Raw genomic sequence first — 19147 nt, 5'->3', positions numbered from 1 at the left:
CACTGGCTGACACGGTGCGACACCGATCCCACACGGAGCGAAAGGTGGACGATGGCTCCCGCCTCGGCACCATCCGCGCTGATCGACGCCGTCGTCCGCGTCATGCGGGACCTGGCGGTCCACCCGCTCTCCCTGGAGATCGACGGCGACGGGGCGCGCGTGCTGACCACCATGCACGCGCACGCCCTGCGGACCCGCAGCCGGGGCCCGTACCGTCAGGACGACCTGCCGCCCGAGGCCCTGGCGATGATCGACTGGCTCAGCCTGCGGCTGTCCGTCGATCCCCAGCGGGTGGACGTGACCATCGAGGGCGGCGGACCCTGGCCCCGCCTGCTGCTGGAGTTGCCCGCCAAGCGGGTCACCGTACGTTTCGTGGTGCCCGAGGACGCCCCGCCCGGATACCAGCCGGAGTCCAACAACATCACGTTGTCGGGTGACGTGAACATCGCCCTGGAGTTCCTGGCCGGTTCCCTGCGCGCCCTGGGCGGTCGGCTGCGCGGCGAGCCACCGGTCACCCTGACGCTGAGCTACCCGGACGATCCCCACTACGAACGCCACATCGCCGGGGTGCCGCAGGAGTTCCGGGATCTCATCCCGCCGGTCGTGGCCGACCTCGCGGTCGACCGCAGCCGGTTCTCCCGCAAGCAACGGGCCGCCCACGACGACGCGCTGCGCGCGGCGGCGTACACCGACCAGCCGATGGAGCCGGTGACGGGCGGCGGGCTCAGCACCCGGCTCGGCTCCGCCCGGTTGCGGGTCAGCCCGTGAAGTCGTAGTCCCAGTCCAGCTCCCACCGCCGGATCGCCGGCCGGCTGTCCATCGACACCATGCTCCGGCCGTCCGCCGTGAAGGCCACGGACGACACCGGCTCCGGATGACCGTCGCACGTGTGCACGCGTCGTCCCGTCCGGACGTCCCAGATGCCCAGCGTACGGTCCACATCGGCGGTCACCGCATGACGACCGTCCGGGCTCACGTCGAACACCTTCGCCTCGGAGGCCAGTTCGCACAGCACCCGCCCGGTCGCCGTCTCCCACACCGACACCACCCGCCCGTACGACTCGTCGTACGCACGGACGAGCCCGACCCGTCCGTCCCGGCTCAGCGCCATGGCGTCACCCCGGCTCGGCAAGGCGTACCGCTGCCGGCCGGTCTGCACGTCCCACGCGGTCAGTTCCCCCGGCGAGTTGATCAGAAGCTGCCTGCTGTCCGGGGTGAACCGCAGCGGTACCGACCCGAACTCGACGGGGATCGTGAGCACCGGGCTGCCGGTGCCCGTGCGCCACAGTCGGCACGTCCGGTCCTCCGCACCGACCGACGCGGCATACCGACCGTCGTCGCTGAGTTGGACCGACCCCACCGGCCCCCGGTGCGCCACCATGGTGCGGCTCAGGTGGAACCGGTACAGGCTCCACAGGCACAGGTTCCCGTCGGCGTCGCCGACGATCACGTACCGGCCCGTGCCGTCCATCGCGACCGCCCGCACCGCACCGTGGTCGCCGTGCAGCTCGGCCTGCCGCCGGCCGGCCGCCAGGTCCCACAGGTGCGCGGTCCCGGCCCAGTCCGCGCTGAGGGCGAGCTGGGCATCTGCGGAAAGCACGACCGTGTGCGCCTTGCCCACCCGCTCCGCGAAGGTGTGCCGTTGCCGGCCGGTCCGCAGCTCCCACACCCGGAGCAGGCCGTCGGCACCGCCCGTCACCGCCAGCTCGCCGTCGACACTCAGCGCCGGGGCCAGCCCGGGGACGAAGGTGAACTCGCCGCCGCGCAGCTCGTAGCGCTGCCAGACGCCCAGTGGCGCGGTCCGCTCGCCCGCCGTCCGCCCCAACCGCTCCCACAGCTCCCGCAGCTGCGGGTGACGCTCGAACCCGACCATGTCCCGGGCGGCCCGTAGCTCCACGGCGGCGGCGGCCGGCCGGCCCTCCCCGGCGAGCGACTCCGCACGGACGACCCGTTGCCGGACCTGCGCCTCGGCCGCCAGCACCGCCCTCGCCGCCAGCGGCCGCTCGTAACTCCACGGTGCGCGCAGGTCGGGGCGGGGCAGCCGGTGGACGTGCAGCCCCCCGTACTCGTCCCCGAGCACGACCAGCGCGCCGTCGCCGCTGGTCGCCGCACAGGTGAGCGACAGCAGACCGGCCATCTCCGGTCGCAGCCCGTCGATACGCGTGGCGACGGTACGCAGGCACCGGCCGGAATCCGTCTCCCAGATCCGCACCGGTTGGTCGGGACTGCCGACCCCGACCGAGACCGCCCGTTCGCCGTCACCGCTGAGCACGACCGTCGAGTACCGGTTCAGGTTGTTCGGCACCGGCCCCCGCACCCGGTGGGGCCTGGTCTCCCACAGGTGCGCCACCCGTGTCTGGTGCCCGATCAGCAGGGCGTACCTGCCGGACCCGCCCAATGCCACCTCGTCGACCCCGGTCATCCGCATGTCGGCGGACTTGACCAGGCGGTGCAGCCAGCGCCCGGTGTCGACCTCCCAGACCACCACACTGCCGTCCCGGGGCGCCGCCGACACCGCGACCGTGCCGTCCTCGCTCAGGCCCAGCACGGTGACCTCTGCGGGACTCTCCTGGATCTCCGGCAGGATCCGGCCCGTCGCCGGGTCCAGCCGCTGGTAGGTGCTCGGCGGGTGCTCCAGGGTGCGCCGCAGCCGCCCGTCGGTCGTGTCCCACACCTCGATCCGCCCGTTGTCGTACCCGATGGCGGCAGCGCCCGAAGTCGTCAGCGCCAGCGCGGTCACGGCCGCCCGCTGGCCGAGCGGCACGGTGACGCACCCGACCCGGGCCAGGTTCCAACGTTCGGTCCGACCCCCCTCGCGGGCGACGAGCGCGGTACGGCCGGCAGGGTCGATCGCCAGGGTCGTGACCGGGGCACCCGCGCCGTCCGTACCGAGTTCGCGGACCGCCCGGTTCTCGGTCAGCGACCAGATCCGCAGGCTTCCGTCCTTACCGCCGGTGACCGCCACCCGCCCGCTCTCGTCGACGGCGACGGCGGTCACCTGGCCGCGGTGGCCGGGCAGACGCTGCGGCCCGGGTGCCGTGCCGCGCCGGGCGAGGGCACCGGCCACCTCGGCGACGTCGGGGTTGGTGGACGAGGCGGCCAGCAAGGGCCGGGCCGCCTCGTCGTCGCCCCGTTCGGCGTGCACGAACCCCAGCAGGTGGTCGGCCTGCCAGTTCTCCCCGGCGATCTCCCGGGCCGTCCGCAGCTCCGCCAGCACCTGTTCGTCGGTGATCCGCCCGCGCCGCCACCGGTACAGCGCCCAGTTGTAGACGGCGGCGGGGTGGTGCGGGTCGATGTCGATCGCGTTGCGCCACAGGTGCTCCGAATCCTCCGGCCGGTCGAGGTCGAGCAGCGAGAGCGCCTGGTTGGAGAGGCTGCCGGCGAGCAGGCCCGCCGCCGACGGCGGCACCCGTGGATAGGGGACGCCGACGGTGTCGGCGTACACCCCGGCGACCGCCGTGGCCAGGTCGGCGAGGTGGTGCGGCCGGGTCGTCGGGTCGACGTCGAAGCACCGCCGGAGCAGGTCGACGATCCCCGGCGGCATCGGCTGGGCGGCCGGCCAGGTCTCCCCCGCCGCCAGGTAGTCGGCGAAGGCCTCCCGCGCCGCCTGACCGTAGCGGCAGGGGCGGCGGCCGGCGAACATCTCCCACACGCACAGGCCCCACGACCAGACGTCGGTGGCCCGGGTGAGCGTGACCCGCGCACCGGCCGCCGCCTCGGCCTGCTCGGGCGAGCAGTAGGCGGGGGTCATGCCGCCGAAACTCGCTCCCAGGCTGGCCTCCACCGCTGTGCCGGCGACCCCGTCGACGGCGGCCCGGGCGCCGGCCAGCCCGAAGTCGGTGACCTTCGCGGTCCAGGCCCCGTCGAGGCCGACCATGATGTTCGCGGGTTTGACGTCCTGGTGGATGAGGCCCTGCTGATGGGCGTGGTCGATGCCCCACGCCGACTGCACCGCGAGGTCGAGCGCCCGGGCGAGGAATCCACCGTCGGGGCCGCCCGGCCCCTCGTGCAGCCGCCCGGCCCGGACCACCTGGTCCAGTGAGCCACCGGCCACCCACTCCGCGAACACGCAGGGCAGCCCGTCGACACGACGCACGTACGCGCAGCTGACCACGTGGGGGTGGAGCCCGAGCCCGACCCAGGTGCCCGCCTCGGATTCGAACCGGGCACGGTGCGCCTCGGTGGTCAGTTGCTCGGGGCGCGGCACCTTGACGGCGAGGTCGGTGTCCCAGCCCCGGTGCCGGACCCGGTAGACCAGGCCCATGCCACCGGCGAGGGGCTGGTCGCGCACCTCGTAGAGATCCAGGATCAGCTCTCCGGGACGCCACGGCATGGTCCGAGCCTGGCAGCCCGCAGCGCACGGGACAACTGTCGGTTGGTCGCGGACGGTAACCTCGGATGCCGGACCGGGTCGTCAGGGAGTGACCGTGAGCTTTCGTTACTACCTCTACGTCAGTGACGCCAAGGTGGACATGCTGTTGTCCCAGATCGACCCCGGCTATCAGCGCAGGCGGGCCGCCGAGTTCAGTGTGAACCTCACCGTCGTCGGCGTGAAACGCAGCACCGAGAACCCCGGCACCGATCGGGTGGCCCGCCTGGAGCGGGTCGCCCGCTATCTCGACGAGCACGCCGACGTCGGTTCCGTGGAGGAGCCGGGGCAGTTCTTCCGGGGACTGCTGCCGATGCGGTGGGGCATCGTCCCGACCACCGACGAGCAGTCGCTGGTCTACTTCGGTGGCCGCACCGAGGACACCATCGTCGGTCTCGGCGGGTCACCGTTCCACGTCATCGGCGCGGCACCGCCCGAGCCGACCCTGCGCGGGTTCGGCGGGTCGTCCACGATGCCCGCGCTGCTCGCCGGCCTCGTCGATGACGGGGCCGAACCGGTGCCGGGCACCCCGGACGGCGGGGACGACGCGGCGGAGGTGGCGGCGCTGGCGTCGGTGCACCAGGCCGGCACCCGCCTGCGGGGGCCGACGCAGAACGTCGAGTTCCTCGCCAAGCGGCTGCTCTCCGGGCCCAGCCCGTACCCGGAACTCGACGGGCGTCCCGGCATGACCGTGCTGCTGGGCAGCCCGCTGTACGTGGCGCTGGTCGACTGACCGGGCAGCCGGGCGTGGGCACCGACGACCCCGGGGTCGGGCGACCCGCCGGGGCGGTGCCGGTTACCCCGCCCGTCACGGTGACCGTCCGGGCCGGGTCCACCGTCGACACGTACGTCTTCCACCGCCGCACGACGGTCGTGGTGGGCCGGGCCGCCGACTGCGGAATCCGGGTCGACGACGGGCAGCGGCGGGTCTCCCGCCGGCACTGCCAGCTCGACATCGACCCGCCGAACGTGCGGGTACGCGACCTCGGCAGTCGCCACGGCACCCACCTCAACGGCCGCCCGGTCGACGGCGAGCGGCACCTGTCGGCCGGTGACGAGGTGCGGATCGGGCCTGCGACGTTGCGCGTCACCCTGCCCGACGACGGGACGCGGGAAGCCGCTGCCGGACCGGAAGACACCGGGGCCACCCCCGCCGGCACCACGCCGACCACCCCGGACACCGGGACCCCCGGCCCGGATCGGGGGCGGGCCCTGCCGGTGCTGGTGTCGGCCGCGGCGGACGGGGCCCCCGGCCTCGACGACTTCACCGACCACCGGGTGCTGCGGGAGATCGGCCGGGGTGGCCACAGCGTCGTCTACCTGGCCCGCCACGAGCCGTCCGGCCGGCTCGTCGCGCTGAAGACGCTGCTCGCCGACCGGGCCGTGGACCCGGCCGCACGCGACGCCTTCCGCCGCGAGATCGCCTGCACCAGGGGGCTGCGGCACCGCAACGTCGTCGCCCTGCACAGCGGCGGCGCGGCCGACGACGCCTTCTTCTTCACCAGCGAATACTGCCCGGGTGGCAGTGTCGCCGAGTTCGTCGCCCGGCGCGGTGGCCGGCTCACCGCCGACGAGGCGGTGCCGATCACCCTCGACGCGTTGGATGCACTGGCCTACGCCCACCGGGCGGAGCTTGCGGTCGTGCTGGCCGACGGCCGGACGGAGATCGCCCACGGCCTGGTGCACCGGGACGTCACGCCGCAGAACCTCCTGCTCGCCACCGGGCCCGACGGCGAGGTGATCACCAAGGTCGCCGACTTCGGGCTCGCGAAGGCGTTCGAGAAGGCGGGCCTGTCCGGGCACACCGGGACCGGCGCGATCGGCGGCAGCATCGCCTTCCAGGCCCGCGCCCAACTCATCGACTACAAGTACGCCCGCCCGGAGGTCGACCTCTGGGCGGTCACCGCCTGTCTCTACTGGATGCTGACGGGGGCGACCCCCCGGGACTTCCCGGTCGGGGTCGACCCGGTGGCGGTGGTCCTGCGTACCCGGCCGGTGCCTGTACGGCAGCGGCTCGGCACCGTGCCGCCGAGGCTGGCCGGGGTGATCGACCAGATGCTCGTCGACCAACCCCGGGTCACCGCGACCACGGCGACCGAGCTGGCCGACGCGCTCCGGCAGGCCCGCTGACGGCGTGCCGACGCCCACGGGCCTGCCGGGCCGGTCACTCGCGGATGACCTCCTGTTGCAGCACACCGAGGTAGCCGTGGGCGGCGATCCGCTGTGCGCGATCGGTGTAGAAGTCCGGGTCGTCCGGCAGCACGGTGGCCAACCCGTCGACGTAGCGGTTGAACATGCAGAACGCGGCGGCGATCAGCACGGTGTCGTGGATCTCCACATCGGTGGCGCCCTCGGCCCGGGCGGCGGTCACCAGGTCCTCGGTGACCTCCCGGCCACCCCGCTGCACCGCGCCGGCCACGTCGAGCAGCGCGCGCATCTTGGCCGACACCGGCGCGCTGTCCACGTCGTCGTGCACCTGCTCGACCAGGGTCATGCCCTCGGGGAGCTGCGCTGCCGCGTACGCCGCGTGGGCGGAGTAGCAGTACCGGCATTCGTTGAGGCCGGACACATAGGCCGCGATGAGTTCCCTTTCGCCCCGGGTCAACGTGCCCGGGCCACACAGCAGCGCCTCCACCAGCGCGTTCAGTGGTAGTGCCGTCTCCGGCCTGAACCGGAACAGGCCGCGAATTCCGGGTTCACTGGTATTGAGCGTGATGTGTGGCATGAGCACTCCTCCGCCGACCCGATGAGAAACCCGGTCTTCCTGACCCGGGTGGCGTCAAGATTGGGCCACCTACCTCAACATCGTCAATGTCTCGCGCACGCTCCCGCTCTGCTGCCCTGGATACGCCCTGCGGGGCGGCGAACGGGCCGGATCCGACCGGCTAGCCTCTGCCGGCATGTCCGCCTTCCGCAACTCGCCCAACGTCCTGTTCGAGGCAGCCGTGACGGCGACCCGGCGGCTGTCGCCCGGGTTCGTCCGGATCACGCTCGGCGACGAACGACTGCGGGAGTTGGCCCCGCACCACCTCGACCAGCGCATCAAGATCATGCTGCCGGTGGCCGGCGACTACCCGACCGAACTGCGGGCGGGGCTGCCCGAACAGGAATGGCGGCGGGAGTGGCGGGCCATCCCGAATCCCGAGCGGCCGAGGCTACGCAGTTACACGGCGTACCGGACGCGCCCGGCGGCGGGCGAGCTGGACCTGGACTTCTACCTGCACCAGCCGCACGGCCCGGCGAGCGGCTGGGCGGCGGCGGCCCGTCCGGGTGACCGGCTGCTCCTGTCCGGCCCGCACGTCGGGGCCGGCCACCCCGGGTACGGCGTGCAGTGGGAGCCGGGGCCGGCGACGCGGGTGCTGATCGCGGCGGACGAGACGGCGTACCCGGCGGTGCGCGGCATCCTGCCCAGCCTCGGGCCGGGGGTGCGGGCAACGGTCCTGTTGGAGGCCGGCACCGCGGCGGACGCCGCCACCCTCGACGACGTGACCGCCGGCCACCCGGTCGAGGTCCGGTTGCGCGGTGGCGCTCCGGGCGGGACGGTTCTGACCGCCATGGTGGGTGACTGGCTGGCCGGGCACGGCTTGGCGGCGGCAGCGGCGGAGGCGAACTTCTACGCCTGGACAGCTACGGAGAGTAGCAGGATTGCCGAGGTGCGCCGACTCTTCACCGAGGCAGGCGTCGATCCGGAACAGGTCCACACCCAGGGGTATTGGCATGACCGCCCGGCCCGCGACGAGATAGATGATTAGGTAATGCTAACCTAAAAACGTTAGTGAGCAATCACCGTAAGTAGTCAGACGGGAACCTCGCACCATGCGCACGCCAGCCCCTCGAACAATCCGCCGACGTCTTCTCGCCCTCACCGTCGCCTCGGCGGCCGTGCTCGCCGTGGCCGCCTGCGGCTCCGACGACTCCGACCCGGCGGGCAGCGTCGGCGACACCAGAACCGTCGACCACGCGCGCGGCAAGACCGACGTACCGACCACCCCGACCCGGGTCGTCGTCCTCGAACCGGTCCAGCTCGACACCGCCATCGCGCTGCAGATCACCCCGGTCGGCGCGGCCGTGCTGAACGAGGCCGCCGGGGTGCCCAAGTACCTCGGGGACAAGGCCAGCGGCATCACCACCGTCGGCACCGTCCAGGAACCCAACGTGCAGAAGATCGCGGCCCTCAAGCCCGACCTGATCATCGGCACCGAGTCCCGGCACTCCGCCCTCTACCAGCAGCTCACCGATGTCGCCCCGACCGTGTTCATGGCCACCCAGACGGACCCGTGGCAGGACAACGTCCGCTTCACCGCGACCACGCTCGGCGGCGCGGACTCCGCCGACAAACTGCTCACCGGCTACCGGCAGCGGTGCGCCGACATCGCCAAGAAGTTCGGCACCGCCGGTAAGAGCGCCCAACTCATCCGCCCCCGCGACGGCGTCCTCACCCTCTACGGACCCACCTCGTTCGCGGGCAGCGCGCTGGAGTGCGTCGGCTTCAAGACCCCCGAGCGCGACTGGGAGAACTCCATCTCGGTCGACATCTCCCCGGAACGGGTGCTGGAGGCCAAGGCCGACCACGTCTTCGTCACCACCGTCGACGTCAACGACCGCAGCACCATCCCCGCCTCGGTCACCGCCAACGCCGCCGCCTTCCCCCGCCTGCACCTGGTCGACCAGTCGTTCTGGATCACCGGGGTCGGCACGGTCGGTGGACAGGCCGTCCTCGACGACCTCGAACGCATCCTCGCCGCGTCGAGTTGACCACCACCACACCCGCCCGCGCGGCACCGCCGACCACCGGCCGTGCCGCGCGTCGGCGTACCACCCGGCGCTGGCTGGTCGGGGCGGTCGTCGTACTGCTGGGGTCGCTGGTGTTGTCGGTCTTCGTGGGCGCGAACCCGGTGCCCCCGGCGGACATCTGGGCGACGTTGCGGGGCGCGGGCAGCGACACCGCGCAGTACGTCGTCTGGGGGCAACGCCTGCCGCGCACCCTCGCCGGGCTGCTGGTCGGTGCCGGACTCGGGGTGGCCGGGGCCCTGATGCAGGCGTTCACCCGCAACGCGCTCGCCGAGCCGGGCATCCTCGGCGTCAACGCCGGCGCCGCCGCGTTCGTCGCGGCGGGCATCGCCTTCTTCGGGATCACCTCGCCGGCCGCCTACATGTGGCTCGCCCTGCTCGGCGCGCTGCTGGTCGCCGTCGCCGTCTACGCCGTCGGCGGTGCCGCAGACCTGCGGGCCACCCCGACCCGGCTGCTGGTGACCGGGGTGGCGACCGGTGCCGTGCTGGCCGGACTGACCACCGGGATCACCCTCACCCACCCCGACACCTTCGACCGGATGCGCGGCTGGAACGCCGGCAGCCTGCTCGAACGCGACACCGCCGTGCTGCTCCCCGTGCTGCCCCTGATCGTGGCCGGGCTGCTCGCCGCGCTGCTCGCGGCGAGCAGCCTCAACGCGCTGGCGCTCGGTCCGGACCTGGCCGCCGCCCAGGGCGTCAGCCTGGTCCGGACCCGGTTGCTCGTGCTCGGTGCGGTGACCCTGCTCGCCGGTGGGGCGAGCGCCGTCGCCGGCCCCATCTCGTTCGTCGGGCTCGTGGTGCCGCACCTGGTGCGCTGGGGCGTCGGCACCGACCAGCGCAGGATCCTCGCCGGCTCCCTGCTGGCCGGCGGGGCCCTGGTGCTGCTGGCCGACGTGCTCGGTCGGATCGCCGTGCTGCCGAGCGAGATGCCGGTCGGCATCGTCACCGCGTTCGTGGGCGCGCCGGTGCTGATCGCGTTGGCCCGCCGCCGACGGGCGACCACGCTGTGAGCGCCGGGACCCGGCCGGTCCGGCTGACCGGCGGACGTCGCCGGCTGGTGCTCGGCACCGACCGCCGGCACGTGGCCGTCGGGGTACGCGAGGCCGCCGTCTGCGCCACCGCCGCGCTCCTCGTCTCGGCGCTGGCGGTGGTCGGCCTCTGGCTGGGCGACTTCCCGCTCCGCCTCGACGAGGTGCTCGGCGTGCTCGGCGGCCGGATCGACGGGCTGACCCGCACCGTCGTGCTGGAGTGGCGGCTGCCCCGCATCGCCGCCGCCGTCACCTTCGGCGCGGCGCTCGGTGTCGCCGGGGCGATCTTCCAGACCATCACCCGCAACCCGTTGGCCAGCCCGGACATCATCGGCCTGGCCAACGGCTCGTTCTCGGGCATGCTGATCGCCCTGCTGCTGCTCGGCGGCGGGTGGCACCTGCTGATGCTCGGCTCACTCGCCGGCGGCCTGCTGGCGGCCCTGGCGATCTACCTGCTCGCCTACCGGGACGGGCTCTCCGGGTTCCGGTTCATCGTCGTCGGCGTCGGCGTCTCCTCGATGCTCGCCGCCACCAACACCTGGCTGCTGCTCCGCGCCGACCTGGAGACGGCACTCTTCGCCGCCGCCTGGGGCGCCGGCTCCCTCAACACCGCCACCGCCGAGGTGGTCTGGCCCGCCGTCGGGATCATCCTGGTGCTGCTGGCCGTCACCCCACTGTGGGCGGCGGCCCTGGCCCAACTCGAACTGGGTGACGACATCGCCGCCGCCAGCGGAGTCGCGGTCGACCGGAACCGCGCCACCCTCGTGGTCATCGCGGTCGTCCTGGTCAGCGCCGTCACCACGGTCGCCGGCCCGATCTCCTTCGTCGCCCTGGCCGCCCCGCAGATCGCCCGCCGCCTCGTCCGGGCACCGGGACTGCCGCTCGCCGCCACCGCCGTGGTCGGGGCGTTGCTGCTGCTCGGCTCCGACCTGATCGCCCAACACGTCATCCCGCTGACCGTGCCGGTGGGAGTGGTGACGGTCACCCTCGGCGGCGCGTACCTGCTCTGGTTGCTCGTCCACGAGATCAGGAGGACCCGATGGTCGACCAGCTGACCGCGCGGCTGCGGGCGGATGACGTCACCCTCCGCTACGACCAGCGGATCGTCAGCGCGGACCTGTCGTTCGCGGTGCCGGACGGCTCGTTCACCGTGCTCATCGGGCCGAATGCCTGCGGCAAGTCGACGCTGCTGCGGGCCCTCGCCGGGCTGCTCCGCCCCGCCGTGGGCCGGGTCCTGCTCGACGGAGCGGACCTCGGCACCCTGCCGGCGAAGGAACGCGCCCGCCGGATCGCGCTCCTGCCGCAGGCCATGACCGCCCCCGACGGCATCACCGTGCGGGAGCTGGTCGGCCGGGGCCGCTACGCCCACCAGCGGGTGCTGCGCCGCTTCTCCCACACCGACGAGGACGCCGTCGAGTCGGCCCTGGCCGACACCGGCACCACCGACCTGGCCGACCGCCGGGTCGACGAACTCTCCGGCGGGCAACGCCAGCGGGCCTGGATCGCCATGGTGCTGGCCCAGGAGACGCCCCTCGTCCTGCTCGACGAGCCCACCACCTACCTGGACGTGGCGCACCAGATCGACGTGCTCAACGTGCTGCACCGCCTGGTCACCCAGGGCCGCACCGTGGTGGCCGTGCTGCACGACCTCAACCATGCGGCCCGGTACGCCACCCACCTGGTGGCGATGCGCGACGGCCGGATCGTGGCCGAGGGCGATCCGGCGTCGACTGTCGATGCCGGGCTCGTCGCCGAGGTCTTCGGGATGCCGAACCAGGTCGTCCCCGACCCGGTCACCGGCGCACCCATGGTCGTCCCCGCCGACACCCGGGAACCGGTCGCCGGCTGACGTGGAACGCCCCCTCGGCCAGCTCATGCGGCACCGCCGCCTCGCCCGCGACTACAAAGCTGACCCCCAGAACACATACCACTACGAAATACGTTGATCAGACGTCCCTCAGCAGTCGGGGCCCGCGTCGGTCGGCCGGCCGTGGGCGCGGTCGTACGCCTCGCGGGACTCGGCAATCGCCTCGCGATGGCGCTCGGCCCAGTGCGTGAGGGCCGCAAGCGAGCTGTACAACTCGACCGCCATGTCGGTCGCCCGGTATTCGACCCTCGGCGGCACGGTCGCGTACACGGTGCGGGAGATCAGCCCGTCGCGTTCGAGGCTGCGCAGGGTCAGCGTGAGCATGCGGCGGCTGATGCCCGGGACCGCCCTCTCCAGCTCGGTGAAGCGGGCCGGACCGTGGCTGACGTTGAGCAGGATGCCGATGGCCCACTTGCCGCTGATCCGGTTCAACGCCTCGAGGACAGTGCAGACCGGGCGTTCGTCTGCGGGCTCATGGATAACACGGAGGTTCCTCTGGGACACGAAAGTGCCTCCTCACGACGCGCTCGATGGTCACACATGATGGCTGCTGTAACAAACAGTGGCCCATGGCGTACGGGCGCATGTCGGCGTGCCCGGCTCCGTACCGGCCCTCGTGACGGAAAGGCCCGGATGACCACGCCCGCCCCGCCGCCCGCTCAGCCCTCCACGTCACGCTGGTTGGCGCTGGGCACTCTCTGCGCCGGCAACCTGATGATCATCCTGGATGGCTCCATCGTCACGGTTGCCCTGCCCACCATCCAGCAGGACCTCGGTTTCACCCAGTCCGGCCTGGCCTGGGTGGTGAACTCGTACCTGATCGCCTTCGCCGGCCTGGTGCTGCTCTCCGGACGGCTCGGCGACCTGTTGGGCAGCAAGCAGGTCTTCATCGTCGGACTCGCAGTCTTCACCGCCGCGTCTCTCGCCTGCGGGGTCGCCTCCACGCCATCGGCCCTGGTGACGTTCCGCTTCGTCCAAGGGGTCGGCGGTGCGCTCGCGTCCGCCGTGGCCCTGGGCATGATCATCACGCTGTTCCAGGACGCCGCCGAACGGGCCAGACCCAGCAGGTCGGCGCGTCGCTCGGCACCGCCGTACTGGCGACCGTGGCCGCCTCCCGGACAGCGTCGCTGCTCGCCGACCGGCACAGCCAGGCGGACGCGCTCCCGGCGGTTTCCGGCTGGCGCACACCCTCAGCGCCGTCTTCGTGGTCGTGTCGCTGCTGGTCGCCGCGTTCGTCCTGCGTACCCCGCGCACCGCGAAGTCGGCGGGCGCCGAACACGCTCCGTCCGACGCGTCCGCAGCGCGGGGCTGAGTCCGGGCGGTCCGGTTGGCCGCCGCCGGACAGTGTCCACCTAGGGGGATGGCCAGGAAGGTTGCCGGCGGCGACAGCGCGCAGGGTGCCACGCCCGCACCGCACCAGCATGGTCAGGCACACCGTGTCGCAGGGCGAGCCTCGGGCGAACCCAACCCGAGGGAGGAGTTCGGGTAATCTGTGGCGCAGCGGGCCGTTAGCTCAATGGCAGAGCTGAGGACTTTTAATCCTTAGGTTCTGGGTTCGAGTCCCAGGCGGCCCACCCTCTGAACTGCAAAGATAGACCATCATCGCCTTAGTCGACCACCCTCCTGTGCGAGGATTGTCGGATTCGAGGCTCTTTCTGCGAGCACCTGCCGCGCACCCGCCCCGGGAATGGCAGGGGCGACGGGCACCAGCCCATCGTCACGGCAGGGTTCGCTGTCTCGGGTGCCTTCTTGACGAGTGCGTCGCGGACCATCAAGTTCACGGCTGTATGCTGCGGCCGGTCGGAGGTGGTGTCCGACCGGCCCAGGGGCGGATGTTCGGTTCCTCACGGTGCGGTCTCCGGACACCGCCCCCACCGGCGATCCTGGCCTGTATCTCATTCCACCTCCGGGACTGGGACCGAAGTAGGCGTGCCAGAAGCGGAAGGAGCCTCACCGGCGCTGCGGGGGGCCGACTCAGGAAGTGGCCAACAGGAGACCGCTGCGGATCTCGCGGGAATCGGTCACGGGAGCGGCCTCGGACGGGGACGTCCCCGCGGGGTGTTGGTGGTTACTCGGCTGGTCGGCGTCGGCGGGGTACGAGTTGGGCGGCGGCTTCGGCTCAGCGATCTCAGCGCCACCGCCACGACACCACACACTTCGTTCGTCGGCTCCTCCGGCCCCGACCTGACCATGGCGGTGCTCCACCAGCTCCGAGGTGCCGTCTTCACGCCACGCGACCAAGCCGGCCGCGAACGCGTTTTGCCCGAACAGGTCGAACTTCTCTGCTCACACGTCTCCGCGCTGAGGCGCCTCGACGACCGGCACGGCGGCGGAGCCCTGAACTTGCGGTACCTGACCGCCGGGATGAGAAGCGTGCTCGACCTGCTCCAGTACGCGAACTACGAGCCGAGCCAGATAGTGCGCCGCGACGCAAGCCTCGTAGTCGCCCATACGACTCGCCCATGCCTGTGCGAAGAACGCCCGCGCGTCGACAGGCCGCCCCTCCGCCTCTGCCCCCATCCCGTCCCGGATCATCTCCGCAGCTGAATACTCCGAGGCCACGTTACCTGTCTGCCCTGGTGGGTAGGTGTTCCTATCCGGCTTTCGGGATGCCGATGTAGCCGCCGACGGTGCGTCCAGTCAGGGTGCGTGGCGCGGTGAGGCGACGACGGCGACGTGCTCCATTGGCAGCTCGCCGGTCCGCTCGACGTTCAGCCCGGCGCGGTCCAGTAGCTCGGTGACATGGCGGAGGCTTCGATGCGCGCCACCGGTGATCATCAGTAGGTGTAGGTCCCACAGGGCTGGTAGCACGGACGAGTTGTCATCTACGACGAAGCGGTCGAGGATCAGCAGCCGTGCCGCCGGGCCCGACATTGCTCGGCGACAGTTCTCGAAGGCCTGGACGACCGCGTCGTCCTTCCATCCGGCCAACGCACGGGACAGGATGTAGACGTCGCCGCCCGTCGGTACGCCGGTGAACATGTCGCCGCCGACGAGGGTGACGCGGTCAAGGCCGACGGTTGCGGCTAGGTGTTCGCCGGCCCTGGGCATCATGTGCTCGCGGTCGAACAGCACGCCCTTGGCATCGGGCGTGGCCGCGAGGATCGTGGCGAGCAGGTGCCCGCCGCCGCCGCCGACGTCCACGATGGTCTTGCTTCCGGTGAAGTCGAAGGCGTCCGGCACCTTGTGGAAGAACATGTTGCCAGCGTTGAGGGTGCCCTGGAACCGTCGGGCGGTGTCCGCGTCCTCGCTCAGGTAATCATAGAAGGAGCTGCCGTAGACGGCCTCGAAGCCGGAGCTCACCGAGCTGATGGAGCTGTGGGCGTGCCCCCACGCGGCGTAGTACTCCTCGCCGTGTAACAGGCACATGTCGCGCATCGATGGCGAACCGGAGCGCAGGGCCTCGCTCATCGGGGTGCTGCGATAGCCGCTCGTCTCGTTGCCCTCGAACACGCGCATCGCCACCAGCAGCCGCATGAGACGGTGTACACCTGCGGCGCGGGCACCGGTCGACTCGGCCAGCTCGTCACTGGTGGTCCGGCCGGCGGCCACATGGTCCGGCAATCCGAGCTTGACCGCAGTGTAGAGGGCCTGCGCCTTCCACCCGCCGGTCATGACATCGACAATGTCTCGAGTCGTTTGCAAGTCGATTGCCATTGTTCCTCCGCCCTCACTGCCCTTCGCGACGACGGTGGCAACCGTACCGCGCAGGGAACTGCAGAGGAAGGGCTCGTGGCGCTGCGAACGCTCTACGAACGGTCAATGACAAGACTACGACAATATTGACGTACAACAACGGTGGTTCTCGGCGTGCGGTTTGGTGAACCTCCGTTGTTGTATTGGCTGGTTGTTCGAGGGCGACGGGTTAGACGCATGCCAAGCCCAGCTCACCGAAGGGGAGGGCCACCAGGGGTGTCCCAGCAGAGCAGCGTCACAGCCGGGGGCGGTGTCGAGACACTGTTCGAGTTGCCCGCGCAGTCCGTCCCTGCCCCATCCGCCGACCTTTGGCCAGCTGGGATGTTGCCCGTCAGTGGCCCCCTGGCGGCTCGGATGCGGCCCCGGACGATCAACGAGGTCGCCGGTCAGGCTCACCTGCTGCGTCCCGGCGCCCCGTTACGCCGGCTGCTCGGGGGCGGAGGTGCGGCCTCGGGGTTGCTCTACGGCAACGTGATCGGTTACCGCCACCACCACAAGGTGCCGGACAGGGTGCTGGAGCAGCAGTACCCGCCGGACGGGGTGCTGGAGCAGCAGTACCCGCCGGACGCGCTGGTGGGAAAAACTACCACCCGAGCCGGAACGGTGGTGAACGCACTGTGCGTGATCGCCTCAGACCTTCGCCCCGTGATTCGCGGCGGTCTACACATAAGACATTGGACGATGAAGCGAAAAGGGTCGGCTGGCTGACCCGATCAGAATCATCGATGGCAGCCAAGCCGCCAGGTCGAGCCTTTCCAAGGGTAGTATCGAGTAGGGCAAATGAGGATCAGGAGGCGGATTCTGCGATGCCGCCAAAAAGGGGATCGGGATGCCAATGCTCAAATTGGTGACAATCGGAGCATACGACTTCGACGTCGAACCGTTCTTGCAACGCCTGCGCGACGCGGACGTCAGACTGCTGTTCGACGTGCGTCAGCGTCGCGGGGTCCGCGGGCCTGACTATGCATGGGCGAACTCGCGCCGGTTGCAGGCATCCCTGGCCGGTGCGGGCACCGCCTACGAGCACCACCGCGAGCTGGCTCCGACTACCGAGCGCCGCCATCTGCAGTACGCCGAAGACGACCGTCAGGGCGTCGGCAAGCGGTCCCGGCGCGAGTTGGCCGCAGAGTACATTCGCCGCTACACCGCCGAGGATCTTCGCGGGGATGCCGGTGGTTCGCATCGGCCGCGGTAACACCGGTGGCATGGCGTACCGGACCGACCCGACGTTCATCGTCGGCAACAACCTCACCGCAACCAAGACGCGTCTGCTGCTGACGGCCGCCCTGCTCATGTACGGCGCGTTGCCGCCGGCCGCGGACCCGTTCCGGCCCACGTACGCCGAGCGTGCAGTGACCGAGCAGGCGGTCGCCCGCTAGCAGGTGTTGTTCGACAAGCATTGACCCGACGATCCCCGGCTGGAGAGAACCTGTGGGCACTCACGAGTACGTGGTGGCGGATGTCTTCACGGAGACTGCGCTGGAGGGCAACCCGGTCGCGGTCTTCCTGGACGCGGCAGCCCTGTCTGCCGAGCGGATGCAGCAGATCGCAAACGAGATGCACCTGTCGGAGACGGTCTTCGTGTTGCCGCCACAGAAGGATGGTGATGTGCGGGTCCGCATCTTCACCCCGGTCAACGAGCTGCCGTTCGCTGGACACCCGACGTTGGGCGCCGCGATCGTGCTCAGCGAGTTGAAGCCGGGGGGAGAAATCCGGATGGAGACCGCCATGGGAACGGTGACGTTCGACATCGAGCGTGCCACTCAGGATGGTTACGGCTCGGCGAGCATGTGGCAACCCATCCCCACCTGGGAGAACTACGAACGGGCGGATGAGCTGCTCGCCGGGCTAGGCGTCGCGGCCGCCGACGGTGTCCTGCCGGTAGAGGTTTACCACAACGGGCCGCGGCACGTGTTCGTCGGTCTGCCGAGCGTGCCCGAGCTGTCCGCGCTGCAGCCCGACCAGCGCACTCTCGCTCGGCTGCCCGACATGGCCGCCAACTGCTTCGCGGGTTCCGGCACTCAGTGGCGGCTGCGCATGTTCTCGCCCGCCTACGGCGTGGTCGAGGACGCCGCCACCGGTTCGGCGGCCGGTTCGCTGGCGGTGCATCTGGCTCGGCACGGCCTGATTCCGTTCGGTGTGTGGATCGAGATCCAACAGGGCGTCGAGATCGGTCGCCCATCGACCATGCGAGCCCGGGCCACCGGTGCCCCGGACCGGATCGAAACGGTCCAGGTTGCCGGATCCGCGGTCGTGGTGGCCCGCGCGACGCTCCACACGTAATCCGGGCGGTCACGCCGGCGGAACGTGGGGGCTGCGATCCATCGGCAGGTCATGTCGACGATGTATGCCCGCTCGACGACGGCGAGCGGGCATACATCGTGGCTGCTGTGCCGGTGGATCAGGCAAGTGCGGAGCACATCGCCATCGTCGGTCACCGACTCAGAGGTGAGCGGTGACCGAGGTCCCGAGGAGGGTCAGGCCTGCCGCTGGGTGATGTTGATCATCCAGAAGATCCCGAACTGGTCGATGAACGAGCCGGCCTCGTCGCCCCACACCTGCTTGTTGAGCGCCATCGTCACCGTGCCGCCAGTCGACAGCCGCTGGAAGTGTCCGCGCAGCGCGGGGTCGTCTCCGCCGAGATACAGGGCGACGTTGTTGCCCGGGTGGAACGGCACCCGTTCGGGAACGTCCCAAGCCATCAGGGTGAATCCGTCCGGGGTGGTGAGCACCGCGTGCATGATTTTGTCGGCGGCCATCACGTCGGACGCGCCGTACTCGGTGAACGTGCCGGTCTCCAACTCGCCGCCGAGGACCTCGCGGTAGAACTCCAGTGCTTCCCGGGCGTTGCCGTTGAAGGCTATGTACGGGTTGAGCTGAGCGGTCATCGGATGCTCCTAGGTGGGGATTCCGCCGCGATCGATCGTCGGGACCTCGATGCCCAGCGCCCGTAGCTGCTGGAACGGGTTCATGAACTCCCGCTGGCGGCGGATCTTGCCGTTGTCGAGCTCGAACGCGTGGATGAAGTGGTTGCGGTAGTGCCCGGGCGGGTACGCGGGGTAGAGGATCTGACCCTCGCCGTCGCACTCGACCCAGAACCGGTTCGGGTCCTGTGTCTCGAAGATCTCGACGTTGGTCCACTCCCAGTCGGGGAACATGCGTAGCGACCACTCTCCGTGCGCCCTGAGCTTGTCGTGCCCGTGGGAGGCGACCGGCTGTCCGGTGTCGGTGGTCCACAGGCCGGCGCTGCCGTCCTCCGTGAACAGCAGGTATCGGGTGAGCCGGTTCTCGCCCTTGCGGCTCATGTAGTCGGTGACCGTGGCGCGGTTGCGGATGCGCAGGTCCAGGTCGTCGGTGAACCCTTGGAGCGGGGTCTCGGTCGTCATCGGAAGTCCC

19 protein-coding genes and 1 tRNA gene are annotated in these 19147 nt (G+C 71.0%); 14 read left to right on the top strand and 6 right to left on the bottom strand.

The features are described 5' to 3' along the window. The first annotated feature begins 51 nt into the window (after positions 1 to 51). Positions 52 to 768, top strand: a complete 717-nt coding sequence (locus GA0070216_RS12100) for a hypothetical protein (RefSeq protein ID WP_091244103.1) — start codon at positions 52 to 54, stop codon at positions 766 to 768. Here the strand turns inward: GA0070216_RS12100 and GA0070216_RS12095 are convergent. Next, positions 758 to 4333 carry a protein kinase domain-containing protein gene (locus GA0070216_RS12095; protein WP_091244101.1) on the bottom strand — a complete coding sequence of 1192 codons (3576 nt, stop codon included), beginning with the start codon at positions 4331 to 4333 and terminating at the stop codon, positions 758 to 760. The two genes, GA0070216_RS12100 and GA0070216_RS12095, sit on opposite strands and share 11 nt — an antisense overlap. Before the next feature lie 94 nt (positions 4334 to 4427). On the opposite strand from GA0070216_RS12095, the gene GA0070216_RS12090 reads away from it, so the two are divergent. Both GA0070216_RS12090 and GA0070216_RS12085 read left to right on the top strand, forming a co-directional pair. Beyond that, entirely contained in the window at positions 4428 to 5102 is a 675-nt protein-coding gene (locus GA0070216_RS12090; protein WP_091245204.1) for a DUF7019 family protein, read from the top strand. A gap of 14 nt (positions 5103 to 5116) precedes the next feature. After that, entirely contained in the window at positions 5117 to 6499 is a 1383-nt protein-coding gene (locus GA0070216_RS12085) for a protein kinase domain-containing protein (RefSeq protein ID WP_218108191.1), read from the top strand. Positions 6500 to 6533: 34 nt separating this feature from the next. On the opposite strand, the gene GA0070216_RS12080 is transcribed toward GA0070216_RS12085, so the two are convergent. Further along, positions 6534 to 7094, bottom strand: a complete 561-nt coding sequence (locus tag GA0070216_RS12080) for a carboxymuconolactone decarboxylase family protein (RefSeq protein WP_091244099.1) — start codon at positions 7092 to 7094, stop codon at positions 6534 to 6536. 175 nt (positions 7095 to 7269) lie between these two features. Between GA0070216_RS12080 and GA0070216_RS12075 the strand changes: the two genes are divergently transcribed. The 5 genes from GA0070216_RS12075 to GA0070216_RS12055 all read left to right on the top strand — a co-directional run bounded on the left by GA0070216_RS12075 (position 7270) and on the right by GA0070216_RS12055 (position 12037). Beyond that, positions 7270 to 8121, top strand: a complete 852-nt coding sequence (locus GA0070216_RS12075; RefSeq protein ID WP_091244096.1) for a siderophore-interacting protein — start codon at positions 7270 to 7272, stop codon at positions 8119 to 8121. Between the two features lie 64 nt (positions 8122 to 8185). Then, positions 8186 to 9124 carry an ABC transporter substrate-binding protein gene (locus tag GA0070216_RS12070; protein ID WP_091244094.1) on the top strand — a complete coding sequence of 313 codons (939 nt, stop codon included), beginning with the start codon at positions 8186 to 8188 and terminating at the stop codon, positions 9122 to 9124. Next, positions 9121 to 10170 (top strand): FecCD family ABC transporter permease, encoded by a 1050-nt coding sequence (locus GA0070216_RS12065; protein WP_218108190.1) that lies wholly within the window; start codon positions 9121 to 9123, stop codon positions 10168 to 10170. Before GA0070216_RS12070 ends, GA0070216_RS12065 begins: the two co-directional genes overlap by 4 nt. Next, positions 10167 to 11243, top strand: a complete 1077-nt coding sequence (locus GA0070216_RS12060) for a FecCD family ABC transporter permease (protein WP_218108189.1) — start codon at positions 10167 to 10169, stop codon at positions 11241 to 11243. Before GA0070216_RS12065 ends, GA0070216_RS12060 begins: the two co-directional genes overlap by 4 nt. Continuing rightward, positions 11240 to 12037, top strand: a complete 798-nt coding sequence (locus GA0070216_RS12055; RefSeq protein WP_218108203.1) for an ABC transporter ATP-binding protein — start codon at positions 11240 to 11242, stop codon at positions 12035 to 12037. Before GA0070216_RS12060 ends, GA0070216_RS12055 begins: the two co-directional genes overlap by 4 nt. A 108-nt stretch (positions 12038 to 12145) precedes the next feature. On the opposite strand, the gene GA0070216_RS12050 is transcribed toward GA0070216_RS12055, so the two are convergent. Further along, on the bottom strand, positions 12146 to 12559 hold the full coding sequence (locus GA0070216_RS12050; RefSeq protein WP_091244088.1) for a winged helix-turn-helix transcriptional regulator: 414 nt from the start codon (positions 12557 to 12559) through the stop codon (positions 12146 to 12148). Between the two features lie 129 nt (positions 12560 to 12688). On the opposite strand from GA0070216_RS12050, the gene GA0070216_RS36390 reads away from it, so the two are divergent. Beyond that, positions 12689 to 13411 carry an MFS transporter gene (locus GA0070216_RS36390; RefSeq protein ID WP_176738942.1) on the top strand — a complete coding sequence of 241 codons (723 nt, stop codon included), beginning with the start codon at positions 12689 to 12691 and terminating at the stop codon, positions 13409 to 13411. A gap of 146 nt (positions 13412 to 13557) precedes the next feature. Then, positions 13558 to 13629, top strand: a tRNA-Lys gene (locus GA0070216_RS12040). A gap of 1066 nt (positions 13630 to 14695) precedes the next feature. On the opposite strand, the gene GA0070216_RS12030 is transcribed toward GA0070216_RS12040, so the two are convergent. Then, positions 14696 to 15712 carry a methyltransferase gene (locus GA0070216_RS12030; protein WP_091244082.1) on the bottom strand — a complete coding sequence of 339 codons (1017 nt, stop codon included), beginning with the start codon at positions 15710 to 15712 and terminating at the stop codon, positions 14696 to 14698. Between the two features lie 393 nt (positions 15713 to 16105). Here GA0070216_RS12030 and GA0070216_RS35005 point away from each other — a divergent pair, with 393 nt between their 5' ends. From GA0070216_RS35005 to GA0070216_RS12010, 4 genes are all read left to right on the top strand, one after another. Beyond that, positions 16106 to 16459 carry a hypothetical protein gene (locus tag GA0070216_RS35005; RefSeq protein ID WP_218108188.1) on the top strand — a complete coding sequence of 118 codons (354 nt, stop codon included), beginning with the start codon at positions 16106 to 16108 and terminating at the stop codon, positions 16457 to 16459. Between the two features lie 121 nt (positions 16460 to 16580). Continuing rightward, a complete protein-coding gene (locus GA0070216_RS12020; RefSeq protein WP_245722455.1) occupies positions 16581 to 16946 on the top strand; it encodes a DUF488 family protein in 366 nt (121 codons plus the stop codon). A 10-nt stretch (positions 16947 to 16956) separates the two neighbouring features. Further along, the gene (locus GA0070216_RS12015; RefSeq protein ID WP_218108187.1) at positions 16957 to 17130 is read left to right on the top strand and encodes a hypothetical protein; all 174 of its coding nucleotides are present in this window, start codon (positions 16957 to 16959) and stop codon (positions 17128 to 17130) included. 52 nt (positions 17131 to 17182) lie between these two features. Further along, positions 17183 to 18034: a PhzF family phenazine biosynthesis protein gene (locus GA0070216_RS12010; protein WP_091244076.1), complete on the top strand. Its 852-nt coding sequence runs from the start codon at positions 17183 to 17185 to the stop codon at positions 18032 to 18034. Positions 18035 to 18228: 194 nt separating this feature from the next. Here GA0070216_RS12010 and GA0070216_RS12005 read toward each other — a convergent pair whose 3' ends face one another. After that, the gene (locus GA0070216_RS12005; protein WP_091244072.1) at positions 18229 to 18639 is read right to left on the bottom strand and encodes a VOC family protein; all 411 of its coding nucleotides are present in this window, start codon (positions 18637 to 18639) and stop codon (positions 18229 to 18231) included. A 9-nt stretch (positions 18640 to 18648) separates the two neighbouring features. Then, positions 18649 to 19137, bottom strand: coding sequence for a PhzA/PhzB family protein (locus GA0070216_RS12000; protein WP_091244069.1), 489 nt, complete (start codon positions 19135 to 19137; stop codon positions 18649 to 18651). Positions 19138 to 19147 lie beyond the last annotated feature (10 nt).

This window comes from Micromonospora matsumotoense (assembly GCF_900091525.1).
GTDB lineage: Bacteria > Actinomycetota > Actinomycetes > Mycobacteriales > Micromonosporaceae > Micromonospora > Micromonospora matsumotoensis.
The sequence above is the reverse complement of the archived record's forward strand: the minus strand, read 5'-3'. Positions and strand labels throughout refer to the sequence as shown.